This window comes from Vibrio sp. JC009, from assembly GCF_029016485.1.
Classification (GTDB): Bacteria; Pseudomonadota; Gammaproteobacteria; order Enterobacterales; family Vibrionaceae; genus Vibrio.
Map to the genome: position 1 here is coordinate 2,634,845 of NZ_CP092106.1, position 15,211 is coordinate 2,650,055.

13 protein-coding genes are annotated in these 15,211 nt (G+C 47.6%); 4 read left to right on the plus strand and 9 right to left on the minus strand.

What is annotated here, in order from left to right; translation table 11 throughout:
* Positions 1-68 precede the first annotated feature (68 nt).
* Both gpt and L3Q72_RS11690 read right to left on the minus strand, forming a co-directional pair.
* Complete coding sequence (gene gpt, locus L3Q72_RS11685) at positions 69-530, minus strand: xanthine phosphoribosyltransferase (RefSeq protein ID WP_275130126.1); 462 nt, start codon at positions 528-530, stop codon at positions 69-71.
* Between the two features lie 42 nt (positions 531-572).
* A complete protein-coding gene (locus L3Q72_RS11690) occupies positions 573-1,862 on the minus strand; it encodes an NCS2 family permease (RefSeq protein ID WP_275130127.1) in 1,290 nt (429 codons plus the stop codon).
* A gap of 983 nt (positions 1,863-2,845) precedes the next feature.
* On the opposite strand from L3Q72_RS11690, the gene L3Q72_RS11695 reads away from it, so the two are divergent.
* The gene (locus tag L3Q72_RS11695; protein ID WP_275130128.1) at positions 2,846-4,315 is read left to right on the plus strand and encodes an aminoacyl-histidine dipeptidase; all 1,470 of its coding nucleotides are present in this window, start codon (positions 2,846-2,848) and stop codon (positions 4,313-4,315) included.
* Positions 4,316-4,479: 164 nt separating this feature from the next.
* Here L3Q72_RS11695 and purL read toward each other — a convergent pair whose 3' ends face one another.
* A complete protein-coding gene (gene purL, locus L3Q72_RS11700) occupies positions 4,480-8,373 on the minus strand; it encodes a phosphoribosylformylglycinamidine synthase (RefSeq protein WP_275130129.1) in 3,894 nt (1,297 codons plus the stop codon).
* A gap of 284 nt (positions 8,374-8,657) precedes the next feature.
* Here purL and mltF point away from each other — a divergent pair, with 284 nt between their 5' ends.
* Together mltF and L3Q72_RS11710 are read left to right on the plus strand one after the other, a co-directional pair.
* A complete protein-coding gene (mltF, locus tag L3Q72_RS11705) occupies positions 8,658-10,289 on the plus strand; it encodes a membrane-bound lytic murein transglycosylase MltF (RefSeq protein ID WP_275132102.1) in 1,632 nt (543 codons plus the stop codon).
* A 127-nt stretch (positions 10,290-10,416) separates the two neighbouring features.
* On the plus strand, positions 10,417-10,557 hold the full coding sequence (locus L3Q72_RS11710; protein WP_275130130.1) for a hypothetical protein: 141 nt from the start codon (positions 10,417-10,419) through the stop codon (positions 10,555-10,557).
* A 37-nt stretch (positions 10,558-10,594) separates the two neighbouring features.
* Here L3Q72_RS11710 and tadA read toward each other — a convergent pair whose 3' ends face one another.
* Genes tadA through L3Q72_RS11735 form a run of 5 tightly spaced genes read right to left on the minus strand, consistent with a single transcriptional unit; the run spans position 10,595 to position 13,111 of the window.
* On the minus strand, positions 10,595-11,125 hold the full coding sequence (gene tadA, locus L3Q72_RS11715) for a tRNA adenosine(34) deaminase TadA (RefSeq protein WP_275130131.1): 531 nt from the start codon (positions 11,123-11,125) through the stop codon (positions 10,595-10,597).
* 59 nt (positions 11,126-11,184) lie between these two features.
* A complete protein-coding gene (locus tag L3Q72_RS11720; RefSeq protein ID WP_275130132.1) occupies positions 11,185-11,601 on the minus strand; it encodes a prepilin-type N-terminal cleavage/methylation domain-containing protein in 417 nt (138 codons plus the stop codon).
* Positions 11,591-11,986 (minus strand): hypothetical protein, encoded by a 396-nt coding sequence (locus L3Q72_RS11725; RefSeq protein WP_275130133.1) that lies wholly within the window; start codon positions 11,984-11,986, stop codon positions 11,591-11,593. Before L3Q72_RS11725 ends, L3Q72_RS11720 begins: the two co-directional genes overlap by 11 nt.
* Positions 11,983-12,597 (minus strand): prepilin-type N-terminal cleavage/methylation domain-containing protein, encoded by a 615-nt coding sequence (locus tag L3Q72_RS11730; RefSeq protein WP_275130134.1) that lies wholly within the window; start codon positions 12,595-12,597, stop codon positions 11,983-11,985. Before L3Q72_RS11730 ends, L3Q72_RS11725 begins: the two co-directional genes overlap by 4 nt.
* Positions 12,578-13,111, minus strand: coding sequence for a GspH/FimT family pseudopilin (locus L3Q72_RS11735; protein ID WP_275130135.1), 534 nt, complete (start codon positions 13,109-13,111; stop codon positions 12,578-12,580). Before L3Q72_RS11735 ends, L3Q72_RS11730 begins: the two co-directional genes overlap by 20 nt.
* Positions 13,112-13,237: 126 nt before the next feature.
* On the opposite strand from L3Q72_RS11735, the gene L3Q72_RS11740 reads away from it, so the two are divergent.
* Complete coding sequence (locus tag L3Q72_RS11740) at positions 13,238-13,636, plus strand: type IV pilin protein (RefSeq protein WP_275130136.1); 399 nt, start codon at positions 13,238-13,240, stop codon at positions 13,634-13,636.
* 227 nt (positions 13,637-13,863) lie between these two features.
* On the opposite strand, the gene dnaJ is transcribed toward L3Q72_RS11740, so the two are convergent.
* Positions 13,864-15,012, minus strand: coding sequence for a molecular chaperone DnaJ (dnaJ, locus tag L3Q72_RS11745; RefSeq protein ID WP_275130137.1), 1,149 nt, complete (start codon positions 15,010-15,012; stop codon positions 13,864-13,866).
* Between the last annotated feature and the right edge of the window lie 199 nt (positions 15,013-15,211).

Below are 15,211 nucleotides of genomic sequence, written 5' to 3' on the forward strand. Positions count from 1 at the left end.
ATAGATGATATAAAAAAAAATGGCCCTGAAAAGGGCCATTAATCAATCAAAGTCAATAAATTGAACAATTACTGCTTTTTGCTGATTGGATCAACGTAAGCAATTTCCATATCCCATGGCTGTTCAATCCATGTGTCCTGAGCGATATCAACGATATATTCGTCAACCAGATCCGCACCGGCAGGTTTTGCACATACAGTAACAAACTTAGCTTTCGGGTACATTTTACGGATCATACGAGCAGTATCACCGCTGTCTACAAGGTCATCTACAATCAGGAAACCTTCACCATCACCTTCAGGTGCTTTAAGCACACTCATGTCACGCTGATGGTCATGATCGTAGCTTGAGATACATACCGTATCTACGTAGCGGATACCAAGCTCACGAGCTAAGATTCCGGCAGGAACCAAGCCGCCGCGGCTTACACCGATAATCCCTTTCCATTGCTCTGCTGGCAGTTGCTTCTCTGCAAGCTGACGACAATACATCTGCATATTGTCCCAAGTGATGATGAATTTTTTAGTCATAATTATAGTAACCTGTTTCGGTTCGAATTAGTGACCGGCAAATTAAGCCAGTGCAAACTTAAGAATAAAGATAGCAGCCAGAACCCAAACACTGATAGGCACTTCACGACCTTTACCCGCTGCCAGCTTAATTACTGCGAAAGAGATAAAGCCAAGAGCAATACCTTCAGCAATAGAGTAAGTCAGAGGCATCAGAAGACACACAACCACTACCGGAGCCGCTTCTGTCAGGTCACGCCAGTCGATCGATACCAGGCCAGACATCATAAGAATCGCAACATAGAATAGTGCACCAGATGTCGCATATGCCGGGATCATACCTGCTAGAGGCGAGAAGAATAATGCAAGTAAGAACAAAATGCCAACAACAACTGCAGTTAATCCGGTACGGCCGCCAGCAGCAACACCAGAAACACTTTCAATATAAGAAGTTGTGCTCGAAGTACCCAGAAGTGCACCAACAGAAGTTGCTGTTGAGTCAGCAAGAAGAGCACGGTTCAGGCGAGGAATCTTACCGTCTTCTTTAATAAGGTCAGCTTTAGTGGCAACACCAACCAGAGTACCCGCAGTATCAAACAGGTCAACGAACAGGAAGGCAAACACAACTGAAATCATGCCCACTTCAAATACACCAGCAAAATCAAGCTGCATAAATGTAGGTGCAATGCTTGGCGGTGTTGACATAATGCCAGAGTACTGGATGTCACCAAAAATTACGCCCAGAGCCGTTACTGCTAGGATCGCAATCATAACAGCCGCTTTAAAGCCACGGTGTACAAGAGCGATCGTCAGGAAGAAGCCAACTGCTGCAAGAATCGCATTAAGAGAAGTGATGTCACCAAGAGAAACCAGTGTCGCAGGGTTATCACCAACAATACCGGCACCCTGAAGTGCGATAAACGCCAGGAACAGACCGATACCGGCAGAGATACCAGTACGCAGAGACAGTGGAATCGCATTGATGATCCACTCGCGGATCTTAAATACGCTAAGAAGGATAAACAGCACACCAGAAACAAACACGGCAGCCAGAGCAACCTGCCAGGTGTGACCCATGCCCAGTACAACAGAGTAAGTAAAGAATGCGTTCAGACCCATACCCGGAGCCTGTGCAATAGGATAGTTTGCAATAAGACCCATTACAAAACAGCCGATAGCTGCTGCAAGACAGGTAGCAACAAAAACAGCGCCTTTATCCATGCCTGTAGCAGACAAGATTGCAGGGTTTACAAAAATGATGTAAGCCATTGTCAAAAAGGTTGTTACACCTGCAATCACCTCTGTGCGAACATCAGTGTTGTTCTCACTCAGCTTGAATAGTTTCTCCAACATAATAGTCAGGTTCCTGTAAAGAAATATTTAGGTTTAAAGAAAACGATTGCGTAATCGATTGGCGCGAATTATAAAGTTATCAAATTCCAATTTCCACCAGAAATTAGAAGCACATCAATATTTCTAAAGAACTAATTAGTTCAACTTATACTTAAATCGTAATAAGAGATTAAAATTTACTTGAAATACAAGCAATTACACAGAAAACAACTCTCGTTCATTAGTGAGCGCTTTTCACCCATGTTATAAACTTTCAGTCAATAAAGTATAAATTGCGGTAACTTTTAAATAGAAAAAGAAACGATTTTTTCTATTTTCTAACTTTTCCCGGCCAAACCAGAAATATGTAATGGATTACATTGCGGAAATAAAAAAACGCCACCTAATCAGGGTGGCGCTAGAATAAGTTCAATCTAAGAGATTGTAATAAAATTCCAAATCAAATGGGGTGAACGTGAAGTTCAATTACATAATCTTGGCTCTGTTAGTAGCCAAAGTATGTCGGGTAGTGAAAATTCCGGGTAAGATTCAACTCTTTAGACCAAAACTTTCCTGAAACTAAGCTTTTCATATTTATCACCTTTTTAAACCAATTAAACACTTCTAGTTTGATTTCTCAGTTCCCTGGAGGCGATATACGGACTCTTCCTTTGAGCATTTTCTCTTCATTGCTGAAGTTGAGGTAACTATAGCACCATGAAATAAAATTACAATAGCAATGGTGATGAAAGTCACATTATTTATCATTTATTCATAATTCTGTAATTTAGTTACAACTCGTAAGCACACTTTGTCCGCCTGCAAGTGCTGTTAGCCTTCTGTCTCAGAGCTGTCAGTGATATGATTCGACATCTTTGGCTTTATACCCAAGCAATCTAGAGAAGAATCATTCAGATTACTTGGGTATAACGATAAAAAACATTCAAAATCTTAGGTATGTCTATTTAGATATTCTGGTCTGGAGACATTTTAAGGAGTTACCTGTGACTAAACCTCATTCAGAAATCAGCAATCTTGCTCCACAGTCACTGTGGCAGTTTTTCGACAAGATCTGCTCCATCCCGCATCCATCAAAGCACGAAGAAGCACTGGCTCAGTACATTGTTTCATGGGCAGAAGAAAAAGGACTGGATGTTCGCCGAGATCCTACAGGTAACGTTTTTATCAAGAAACCGGCAACAAAAGGCATGGAGAACCGCAAAGGCGTTGTTCTTCAGGCGCATATTGATATGGTGCCTCAGAAAAATGAAGACACTTCTCATGACTTTCTGACTGATCCTATCCTTCCGTATATTGACGGTGAGTGGGTAACCGCTAAGGGCACGACGCTAGGTGCAGATAACGGTATTGGCATGGCGTCTTGTCTTGCGGTACTTGACGCTGTCGATATCCAGCACGGCCCGCTTGAAGTGTTGCTGACCGTTGATGAAGAAGCAGGTATGACAGGCGCATTTGGTCTTGAAGCCGGCTGGCTTGAAGGCGATATCCTGCTAAACACTGACTCAGAGCAGGAAGGCGAAGTTTACATGGGCTGTGCAGGCGGCATCGACGCCTCTCTGACTTTTGATATCAGCCGCAAGCCTCTTCCGGCAGGCTATGTTACCCGCCAGTTGACTTTGAAAGGTCTGAAAGGCGGCCACTCAGGTTGTGATATCCACACAGGCCGTGGCAACGCAAACAAACTGCTGGCACGCTTCCTTGCCGGTCACGCTGAAGAGCTGGAACTAAAGCTGGTTGATTTCCGTGGCGGCAGCCTTCGCAACGCCATTCCACGTGAAGCTTTTGCCACCGTTGCCGTTCCTCTGATCAACGAAGGCCGCCTGAACGATCTATTCACTAAGTTTACTCAGATCCTGAGCAAAGAACTGGGTAAAGTGGAAACCGACATTCTTTCTCTGTACGAGATCGTAGAAGATGCAAAAGACGCCTTCAGAGCCAAAGATCAAAGACGCTTTATTGCCGCACTGAACGCCTGTCCAAACGGTGTTATCCGTATGAGCGATGAAATCCAGGGTGTGGTTGAAACCTCTCTGAACGTTGGCGTTATCAGCACAGAAGAAGATAAAGTAACCATACTTTGCCTGATCCGCTCTCTGATTGACTCTGGCCGCTCTCAGGTACAGGGCATGCTTAGCTCAGTTGCTGAACTGGCTAACGCTTCAATCTCATTCACTGAAGGCTACCCTGGCTGGAAGCCGGATGCAGACTCTGAAATCATGGCAACCTTCAGAGATGTATTCGAAGAAATGTACGGCAACAAACCAAACATCATGGTAATCCACGCCGGTCTTGAATGTGGCCTGTTTAAAGAACCATACCCGAATATGGATATGATTTCTTTCGGCCCGACTATCAAATTCCCGCACTCTCCGGATGAGAAGGTGGAAATTGCAGCGGTACAGAAGTATTGGGATCAGATGGTGGGGATATTGGGGAATATTCCGAAGAAATAGGCCCTCGGCCCTGGGACGGTCGCTTCGCTCCCTTCTGGGCCCTGGGTGGTAAGCAATTAAACTTAGTTCTTAAAATAAAAAACGCGAGCTAACATAGCTCGCGTTTTTTATTCCCAGGGCCTATCAGGGAGCGAAGCGACCGCTCCCAGTCCCCTTTCCCTTTGTTAACCTAGATTAACCCGAGCATTCCTAAACATCCTCATCCACGCAGAATCCTCTCCCCATGAATCCGGTGCCCATGAGTTTGCTACCGTGCGGAATACACGCTCAGGGTGCGGCATCATGATGGTTACACGGCCGTCAGTTGTTGTCAGGCCGGTGATCGCGTTTGGCGAACCGTTCGGGTTGTTTGGATATTGCTGCGTTGGGTTGCCGAAGTTGTCAACGTAACGAACAGCCACTGTGCCTGATGCTTCAATTGCATTCAGGTGTGCTTCATCACGAACTTCTACGCGGCCTTCACCGTGAGATACAGCGATTGGCATGCGTGAGCCTTCCATTCCTGAGAAGAACAGAGAGTCAGACTTCTGAACTTCAACCAGGCTGAAGCGAGCTTCAAAGCGCTCTGATTCGTTGCGAACGAAGCGAGGCCACAGGTCTGCACCCGGAATAAGCTCATGAAGGTTAGACAGCATCTGACAGCCGTTACATACACCAAGCGCAAGAGTATCTTCACGCTTGAAGAAGCCTTCAAACTGGTCACGAGCCTGAGCATTGAACAGGATAGACTTAGCCCAGCCTTCACCTGCGCCCAGTACGTCACCGTAAGAGAAACCACCACAGGCAACCAGACCTTTGTACTCATCCAGTACCGCCTGACCAGTCAGGATATCGCTCATATGGATATCGATGGCTTCAAAACCGGCACGGTTAAATGCAGCAGCCATTTCAACATGTGAGTTAACACCCTGCTCACGCAGAATCGCCATCTTAGGCTTAGCACCTTTTGCGATATACGGCGCAGCTATATCTTCCTGAACATCGAAAGTCAGGTTCACGTTCAGGCCAGGGTCCTTATCGTCAGCCTTGGCTGCAAATTCCTGATCCGCACATTTCGGGTTGTCACGAAGTACCTGCATCTTATGCGTTGTCTCAGCCCAGATAGTACGCAGTTCGCTGCGTGAACGCTCGATAACCACTTTATCTTCTGCGGTCAGAGTGATCTTATCAGACTGCTCAACTTCACCGATAACATGGCTGCACTGCGCAAGGCCATGGTGTGCAAGCGTACTTAGCACGCCTTCAATATCTTCATTGCGAACCTGAACCACTGCGCCCAGCTCTTCGTTAAACAGGGCTGCAAGTGCATCTTCACCAAGATCAGAGATATCTGCTTTAACGCCACAGTGACCGGCAAATGCCATTTCAGCAAGAGTAACAAACAGACCGCCATCGCCCTTATCGTGATAAGCCACCAGCTTGTCATCGCTAACCAGAGCCTGAACTGCATCATAGAAACCTTTTAGCTGCTCTGCGCTGTCCACATCTGCCGGCTTGTCACCAAGCTGCTTGTAAACCTGAGCCAGTGCTGTCGCACCCATACGGTTTTTGCCGTTACCCAGGTCGACAAGGATAAGGCTGCTGTCGCCTTTGTCTGTGCGAAGCTGTGGCGTTACTGTGCGGCGCACATCTTCAACACGGGCAAATGCTGTAATAATCAGTGAAAGCGGAGAGGTCACTTCCTTCTGCTCGCCATTTTCCTCCCACTTGGTCTTCATCGACATGGAGTCTTTACCAACAGGGATAGTCAGGCCAAGTGCAGGACACAGCTCTTCACCAACCGCTTTAACTGCTTCATACAGACCAGCATCTTCACCAGGGTGACCCGCCGGAGACATCCAGTTCGCAGAAAGCTTGATATGTTTGATATCGCCGATATCTGTCGCTGCAATGTTTGTCAGTGACTCACCAACAGCCAGACGCGCAGATGCTGCAAAGTCCAGAAGTGCTACAGGCGTTCTTTCACCCATAGACATAGCTTCACCGTGGTAAGTGTCATAACTTGCTGCCGTTACTGCACAGTTAGCAACAGGAACCTGCCAAGGACCAACCATCTGATCGCGGGCAACCAGACCGGTTACGCTGCGGTCACCAATGGTGATAAGGAAAGTTTTCTCTGCAACCGTCGGCAGACGAAGAACACGGTCAACCGCTTCATTCAGTTCGATGCCTGATGCATCCAGAGCCGGACTATCTGCTTTCTGAGTTTTCACATCACGGTGCATCTTAGGTGGCTTGCCAAGAAGAATATCCATTGGCATATCAATTGGCGTATTGTCGAAGTGTGAATCTTCCAGAGTCAGGTGACGCTCTTCAGTCGCAACACCTACAACCGCGTACGGTGCACGCTCACGCTTACAGATAGCATCAAAGGCTGCCATGTTTTCCTGCGCAACCGCCATTACATAGCGTTCCTGAGATTCGTTACACCAGATCTCAAGCGGGCTCATTCCCGGCTCATCGTTTGGTACATCACGCAGCTGGAATTTACCGCCACGCTCGCCATCGTCTACCAGCTCAGGCAGTGCGTTAGAGATACCGCCCGCGCCCACATCGTGGATAAATGCAATCGGGTTCTCTTCGCCAAGCTGCCAGCAGCGGTCGATAACTTCCTGACAACGGCGTTCCATTTCCGGGTTTTCACGCTGTACAGAAGCAAAGTCCAGATCTTCAGCCGACTGACCGGAAGCCATTGATGATGCAGCACCACCACCAAGACCTATGTTCATTGCAGGGCCACCCAGTACGATGATGTTTGCACCCACAGGGATTTCACGCTTTTGAACATGCTCATCACGGATGTTACCCATACCACCGGCAATCATAATTGGCTTGTGGTAACCACGAACTTCTTCACCTGCGTGAGAGTTAACCTTCTCTTCATAGGTACGGAAGTAACCAAGCAGATTAGGACGGCCAAATTCGTTGTTAAATGCTGCGCCACCCAGAGGGCCTTCCAGCATAATATCCAGCGCATTGACAATACGGCCCGGCTTACCAAAATCGGTTTCCCATGGCTGCTCACTGCCCGGAATACGAAGGTTAGAAACGGTAAAACCAACCAGACCCGCTTTAGGCTTACCACCGATACCGGTTGCGCCTTCGTCACGGATTTCACCACCAGAGCCTGTAGATGCACCCGGCCACGGAGAAATTGCTGTCGGGTGGTTATGCGTCTCAACCTTCATCAGGATGTGCGCATCTTCGTGATGGTAATCGTACTCACGGGATTCAGGGTTCGGGAAGAAACGGCCAACTTTAGAGCCGGTCATTACCGCTGCGTTATCTTTGTACGCAGAAAGTACGTGATCAGGAGTGGTCTCGAAGGTGTTTTTGATCATCTTGAACAGAGATTTATCCTGTTCAACACCATCGATTGTCCAGTCAGCATTGAAGATCTTATGGCGGCAGTGCTCAGAGTTTGCCTGAGCAAACATCATAAGTTCGATATCATTTGGATTACGGCCAAGCTTAGTAAAGCTCTCAACCAGATAATCGATTTCATCTTCTGCAAGTGCAAGACCAAGTGATACGTTCGCTTCCTCAAGCGCTTTACGGCCACCGGCAAGAACATCTACTGCCTGAACCGGAGCTGGCTCAGCCTGAGTAAACAGTGCCTGCGCCGCTTCCATTTCAGTAAATACGCACTCCATCATGCGATCATGAATCAGTGCCTTTACTGCTGCAATTTGCTCTTCTGACAGCTCCGCAGAGGCTTCTACGTAATAAGCGGTACCGCGCTCAAGACGCTTAACTTTCTCAAGACCACAGTTATGTGCGATATCGGTAGATTTAGAAGACCAAGGTGAAATGGTGCCCGGACGAGGAGTAACCAGCAGCAGAAGACCTTCAGGTTCATGTTCCTGAATGGTTGGACCGTAAGTCAGAAGTTTTTCCAGCTTTTCCGTCTCTGACGCATCAAGTGCGAAAGTGGTGTCAGCAAAGTGCATGAACTCGGCATAGATGCCCGTTACAGGCAGCGATTGTTCACGACAAAGATCCAATAGTTTGTTAATTCGGAACTCAGAAAGAGCGGGTGAGCCGCGCAGTATTTCCATGTGCTAAGGTCTCTTATGCAGTTGATTAAGTGATATTGGAATAAATTCAATATGTTAATAACTAACCCTGAACTTATACCAATTTCACCTACTCAGTTGCGGGCGTATTATAGAGCATTTTTTTTGTGACGTAACCCTTTGCGCAACCGTTTGCGCGATTTTTTTTCATATCCTACTTTCGACTGATATTTCTGCAAATAATCACTGTTTTCTTTAATGATTCTTTGCCTGATCCGGCGCGTCTGTTATAAAGAGTCTAATTGAGACTTAAACTCCTGTTTCCGATGCGCATATTATTTACACAGATTTCAAAAATCTTAGCTCTGGTTATCATCATAGCTGGTATTTCCGGCTGTCAGATAGAATCCGATCCAAAGAGTGAACTGGATAAGATCCGTGAACGCGGGATCCTGCGTGTCGGTACGCTGAATAATCAGCTGGCTTACTATATCGGTCCGGAAGGCCCGACCGGTCTGGACTACGAACTGGCTAAACGCTTTGCAGACGAATTAGGTGTAAAGCTGGAGATGAGACCTGTTTACCGTATATCCGGCCTTTTCCCTGCACTGGATAACAACGAGGTGGATATTGTTGCTGCCGGGCTCAGCCAGTCTCAGGAGCGCATAAAAGCCTACCGCGCGGCGCCTGCTTATTACTACGTCAGCCAGCAGGTGGTGTATAAAACCGGCTCCTGGCGTCCGCGCAACCTGAAGAAACTGGAAGAAAGGCTGGATACGACCGAAGACCAACTCACCGTAGTTTCAGGCTCCCACTTTGAAAAAAGGCTGAATCAGCTAAAAGAAGAGCACCCTAAACTTAAGTTCAACCTGGATTCCGGCACGGATGTGAAAGATCTGCTCAGACAGGTTTCCACCGGAGAACTGGCTTATACGGTAGCTGACTCAGTTGAGCTATCTCTTACCCAAAGACTGTACCCGGATATTGCACAGGCCTTTGAATTAACCGAAGACCAGCCGGTTTCCTGGTATATGCGCAAATCCGATGATGAAAGTCTGTTTGCCTTACTGATCGAATTTTTCGGCTCAGTAAAACTGTCCGGTGAGCTGGCTCAACTGGAAGAGAAGTACTTTGGGCATGTGGACAGCTTTGACTACGTGGATACCCGAGCCTTTATCCGCGCACTGGATGACAAACTGCCGAAATGGGAAGAGCTCTTCAAACAGTACTCTGATGAATTTGACTGGAGACTGATTGCGGCGGTTTCTTATCAGGAATCCCACTGGAACCCGAAAGCCAAATCACCAACCGGTGTGCGGGGCATGATGATGCTGACCCTGCCGACCGCTAAGATTGTTGGCGTGAAAAACCGACTGGATCCTGAGCAGTCTATCCGTGGTGGCGTAAAATACCTTCAGGGGATCGTGGACAGAGTACCGGATTCCATTACCGAGCATGAAAAGATCTGGTTTGCGCTGGCGTCTTATAACGTCGGTTACGGCCATGTCATGGACGCCCGTCGTCTAACTAAAGCTCAGGGCGGCGATCCAAACTCATGGGCGGATGTGAAAGAGCGGCTGCCGCTACTGAAAAAGAGAAAATACTACAGCCAGACCCGTTACGGCTACGCTCGCGGCGACGAAGCGAAAAGCTATGTGGAAAATATCCGCCGTTACTACCAGTCTATTATCGGCCATGTGGAAAAACGAGTCGCAGCTGAAAATGATCTCAATGTAGAAGATATACAGGTTATTGATGTTGTACTGCCGGATCCAACGGTAAGTGGTGCAGCCAGCGCTGCTGTGCCAGTTGAAGGCGCTACAGAAATTGCACCGGAAACAGCACCAGCAGACAAGAAAGACGAAAAAGAGAATAAAAACAATCAGGCAGATAAAGAAACAGAAGGCAATAAGGATGAAAAAGCCGAGCCAAAACCAGTGGCTCATCCGTTAAGCTAAAAAATTACTCTGTTCCCTGCATTGTAACGTCATAAAGCGGTAATATTTAGTCACTATAAAGAAGAGGTAAACAGGTTTCACAAGTAACTAAAACAGCGGAAGAGCCGCTAAAGACAGGAGTACAATTATGTTCTCTAAAAGACGTACCGCTTCAAAGTCGACAACAAAGACTGCCTCAGCAAACCGCCGAAAAAGAATGCTGGCAAACAATAAAAAGAAGATTATCTGGCGTAACCGGACTTATGTTCAGTTAGAGACGTTCAGCTAATCTGCATCAAAACCGGTCTGGGTGAGTAGCAATCAGGTTATTTGCCCTTATCTTCCGGCTCAGAAGACAAACTGCGTAATCTGTCCCTCTCCTCTTTCTTCTCTTTTCTTCTTCTTTTAAAAAAAGCCTGAAGCTGAGCACGGCACTCTTGTTCCAATAGCCCCGACTCTATGGTTGCATAGTGATAAGCCGCCTGAGTTTCGAAAAGATTAAGCACTGTTCCGGCAGCGCCCGCTTTCAGATCCGGCGCACCAAACACAATGCGCTTCACTCTGCTGTGCAGCAAAGCGCCGGCGCACATGGGGCATGGCTCTAAAGTAACATATAGTGTGGTATCAAGAAGGCGGTAGTTATTCAGTTGCTGTCCGGCTTTTCTCAGCACCTGGATTTCTGCGTGCGCCGTTGCGTCATGCTCACCGATAGAACGGTTCCAGCCTTCAGCAAGGATTTCATCATCCTTAACCAGAACGGCACCCACCGGCACTTCACCTTCCAGTTCAGCCTGGTGCGCAAGCTCAATTGCCCTGCGCATAAATATCTCGTCCTGTTTAGAGAAGTTCTGAGTCACAACCGCTACACCTGTAAATAAAAAAGCGACTATACCCAAGTGATTTTAAGATGCAAGGCTCAGTTAAAGCGGCTAATCAGAGTCTGGAGTGCGACCTGTTTGGTCTCCCCTCGCCTGTCTTCCCAATACACCTCAATCTGAATACGCTTGGCGTAAACACCACCAGCAAACTCCTGCCAGGGCTGAGCGGTCAAATTGTTAACCCGGACCTGTAATTTAAAGGTCTCATCAATACGCTCTTCTGCGCTGGTTATATCCTGAAACCTTAGCGTTCCTGTCCCGCCGGGTTGAGAAAAACCTTTAAACTGCTCAAGCCTGTTTTCTGCAATAAACAGTGCCTGAAACCTGTTAGCAGAGTTTTCCGAGCTGTGCTCAGCATACATCTGAAGCCGGATCAGCCCCATAACGCCCACCGAAAGTACAAACATGGCAATTAAGACTTCAATCAGACTGAATCCCCGCATGTTAGAAGTCATTCCAGCTCCCCTCGATCCAACTCCAGTCCACAATCTGCCCTGTATTGCGTTCTGCCTGAACAGACCGACAGATCTGGGTATCAAGGTAACGGCTAAATATTCGGTATCTATCTTCCTCAAGCTCTGTCAGGGTCACAAAAAGCGCCTCTTCCAACCGGCAGCCTTCGGAAATATCCACAATGGCACGGCCAGTCTTTAATGCGCCAAAGGCGCACTCCAGCCCGGCTTCTGCTATCCAGAACTCACGGCTTGACTGAAGGTGATTCTGGGTAAGTTTGATCTGAAAAAATACCCCTTTATAACTGACCATCGTCAGTGCCAGAGCGGCGGTTAACAGCAAACTGGTGGTAAGCAGAATCGCCATACCTGACTGTTTTTTTGTCATGGGTTATTTCTCACTGCAAGGGTTAAGGTTTTGGTCTCGGTTAGTTGCGGGAAATCTTTCAGTTGAACCGTCATAGTTACCGTCAACAATCCCGGTGCGGTTGGCAATATAGAAAAGCCGGTCAGCAGGACACTGTTTTCATCAAACAGTGAAATGTGATTTCTTGGCTGGCACTCCTGAAGACTCAACTGAGACAAAGCCGAAATGCTCTTCGAGCAAAGCCGGAGTTTTTTCTGCGATAGATCTCCCCGTAGTGAAACCAGCTGATACCTATCTACCTCCCCTTGTGGATTGATGCGATAGGCATAACTAAGTCTATCATCCTGATTATGTAGAACCTGACCGGACACAGTCAAAGCAGTACCATTTTCTGAGTTATAGCCTGCCCGTCTTATATCTCTCTGCAGGAAGTTCAAAGTCTGATACAGGGTACGGGTAAGAAGAATATGCCTGGCATTATTAGCCGCCAGTTTCTGACCCGATATAAAAACAGTGCCGACACTTGCCAGAATCAGCAGACCAAGAGTTGATGCCACCAGCAGCTCTACCAGAGAAAAACCGCCTTGTTCCTTTCTGGCAGAAAGCCGGGAATTAGCATACCGGATAGCCATAGCGCGCTTCCTCCACTGAACAAATCCTTATCCGACCTACAACACCATAATATACAAGCCTCATCTGCCGACCCGGCGACGATTTATGAAAGAAAGTAAGGTTACCGTTTCCTACCGGATTACCATGAATTCTGTCCAGTCTGATAACATTTTGAGAGCCGGAAAAGCTGCTGCCGATATTGGCCGAAAGAAAAACCTGATCTCCGGAGGCATACAGAATTGGTGGCGAGCCTCCCTCTTCTGTTTCATAAAGAGCCAGCTCCCAACGACCCTCTTCAGACCCAGCCTGAGTGATATGAATAAAAAGCTCCTTATGCCTCTTCACTGCTTCCGATCTGGCCTGATAGAAAAAACCACTTAATTCAGTGGCGACTTGTTTTATCTGATAGCTCTGATAAACCGGTGAAATATTCAGCCCGGCCGTGGTTACGAGTGTACTAACAATAACAAGTGCAATAATCAGTTCTATCAAGGTAAATCCCTGAACCATTTCCCAATTTTTTGTTTTACTCATCTGTCACCAACCAAACCCTGTTGAAGCGATTCTAGCTATTTCTGAAAATGCCGGGAAAGTTAGCAAAAGGTGTTGGAAATGGTCGGAAAAAATAGATGTAATCCATATAGTCCCCGGATAACCGGAATGACATTGATCGAACTATTGGTTGTGCTGGTTATTGTCGGATGCCTCGCTGTAATGGGTTACCCCTCCTATAGCAAGCATGGACTCAAAGCCCACAGAACAGCCGCCAAATCAGATCTGTTAAAAATTCAGATGGAACTGGAACAGACCTTCGACAGAACAAACCCCGCCTTCACCAACGGCTACAACTTTGACCTGATTTACGAGTCCGGAAGTTACTGCGCTTCAAGCTTAAATTGCCAGACTGAACAGGGGAGGTTTGCTTTTAGCATTGAACCGCTGACTGAGTCTGGTGGGTATGTGCTTATTGCTAACGCAAGAGAGCAGCAGGTTGAAGATAGTTGTCCTCGGTTGGAGGTTAGATCGGATGGGGGGATGGGGCCGGAGGGGTGTTGGTAATGGGGCTATGGGGCTATGGGATTATGGGGTTATGGGGTTATGGGGTTATGGGGTTATGGGGTTATGGGGTTATGGGGTTATGGGGTTATGGGGTTATGGGGTTATGGGGTTATGGGGTTATGGGGTTATGCAAGATTTGATTCGACTGCACATGATGTCAAGCTTTTTTAGCTTTTCCCTATAACCCTTAAGGACGAAGTCCGTCCCCTAGCCCCATCCCCTTAATTTTAACTAGTCAGATCATCAAAAAACTTCTTAACACCCTTAAAGAACCCTTCCGACTTAGGACTATGCTTAATCGCAGCATCACCACCACAGCTTTCTTCAAATTCTCTTAGAAGTTCTTTCTGACGCGAGCTTAGCTTCACCGGGGTTTCTACAACCAGCTTCACGATCAGGTCACCGATACCGCCGCCACGAACGCCTTTTACGCCTTTGCCTCGCATACGGAACATACGACCGGTTTGTGTCTCGTTTGGCACTTTCAGGCTTACACGCCCGTCAAGTGTTGGTACTTCTACTTCACCGCCCAGAGCTGCCATTGCAAAGCTTACCGGGACTTCACAGTAAAGGTTGTTGCCGTCACGTTCGAAGATGTGGTGCTCGCGAACATGAACCTGAACGTACAGGTCACCTGCTGGTGCGCCCATTTCTCCGGCTTCGCCTTCACCTGAAAGACGAATACGGTCACCTGTATCTACACCTGCCGGTATCTTAACGTTAAGTGTCTTAGTCTTCTGCTTACGACCCTGACCATGGCATGCTGTACATGGGTCTTTAATGATCTTGCCTTTACCGCTACAAGTCGGACAGGTTTGCTGAACAGCAAAGAAACCCTGACGCATCTGAACCTGACCATGGCCATGACAGGTAGGACAGGTTTCAGCCTTAGAGCCTTTCTTAGCACCTGAGCCATGACAAACGTCACACTCGACCAGTGTCGGTACTTCAATCTCTTTTTCACAGCCACGAACCGCTTCTTCCAGAGAAAGGTCCATGTTGTAGCGAAGGTCCGCACCACGCTGAGCACGCGCCTGACCACCGCCACCACGACGGCCGCCACCGAAAATATCACCGAACACATCACCAAAGATGTCACCGAAATCAGCACCAGCGCCACCAAAGCCGCCACCGCCGCCCATGCCACCCTGTTCGAATGCCGCGTGACCATACTGGTCATAAGCCGCCTTCTTCTGAGCATCGGTCAGAACTTCATACGCTTCTTTTACTTCTTTAAACTTTTCCGCAGCACCTTCATCACCCTGATTTCTGTCCGGGTGGAATTTCATCGCAAGACGCTTATACGCCTTCTTAATATCACGCTCTGATGCATCGCGGCTTACGCCTAATACTTCGTAAAAATCACGTTTTGACATGTGTTTAATTACCGTTTATTGCTTATGGCGAAGTGCCATGTCTTTGTTAACTAAATCGATCTTGGGGATTTTGGGGATTGGGCCCTGGGTTTCTAGGCCCTGGGCCCTGGGGAAAAAGACTCCATTCCTAGGGCCTAATAGGACGGAGTCCGTCCCAGGGCCCAGGGCCTTCTTTCCAACATCACCTAGATCGATTCAC

Coding starts and splice junctions, on each gene's coding strand:
- gpt (WP_275130126.1), bottom strand. CDS start 530: ATGACTAAAAAATTCATCATCACTTGGGACAATATGCAGATGTATTGT.
- L3Q72_RS11690 (WP_275130127.1), bottom strand. CDS start 1,862: ATGTTGGAGAAACTATTCAAGCTGAGTGAGAACAACACTGATGTTCGC.
- purL (WP_275130129.1), bottom strand. CDS start 8,373: ATGGAAATACTGCGCGGCTCACCCGCTCTTTCTGAGTTCCGAATTAAC.
- mltF (WP_275132102.1), top strand. CDS start 8,658: ATGCGCATATTATTTACACAGATTTCAAAAATCTTAGCTCTGGTTATC.
- L3Q72_RS11710 (WP_275130130.1), top strand. CDS start 10,417: ATGTTCTCTAAAAGACGTACCGCTTCAAAGTCGACAACAAAGACTGCC.
- L3Q72_RS11720 (WP_275130132.1), bottom strand. CDS start 11,601: ATGACTTCTAACATGCGGGGATTCAGTCTGATTGAAGTCTTAATTGCC.
- L3Q72_RS11725 (WP_275130133.1), bottom strand. CDS start 11,986: ATGACAAAAAAACAGTCAGGTATGGCGATTCTGCTTACCACCAGTTTG.
- L3Q72_RS11730 (WP_275130134.1), bottom strand. CDS start 12,597: ATGGCTATCCGGTATGCTAATTCCCGGCTTTCTGCCAGAAAGGAACAA.
- L3Q72_RS11735 (WP_275130135.1), bottom strand. CDS start 13,111: ATGAGTAAAACAAAAAATTGGGAAATGGTTCAGGGATTTACCTTGATA.
- L3Q72_RS11740 (WP_275130136.1), top strand. CDS start 13,238: ATGACATTGATCGAACTATTGGTTGTGCTGGTTATTGTCGGATGCCTC.
- dnaJ (WP_275130137.1), bottom strand. CDS start 15,012: ATGTCAAAACGTGATTTTTACGAAGTATTAGGCGTAAGCCGCGATGCA.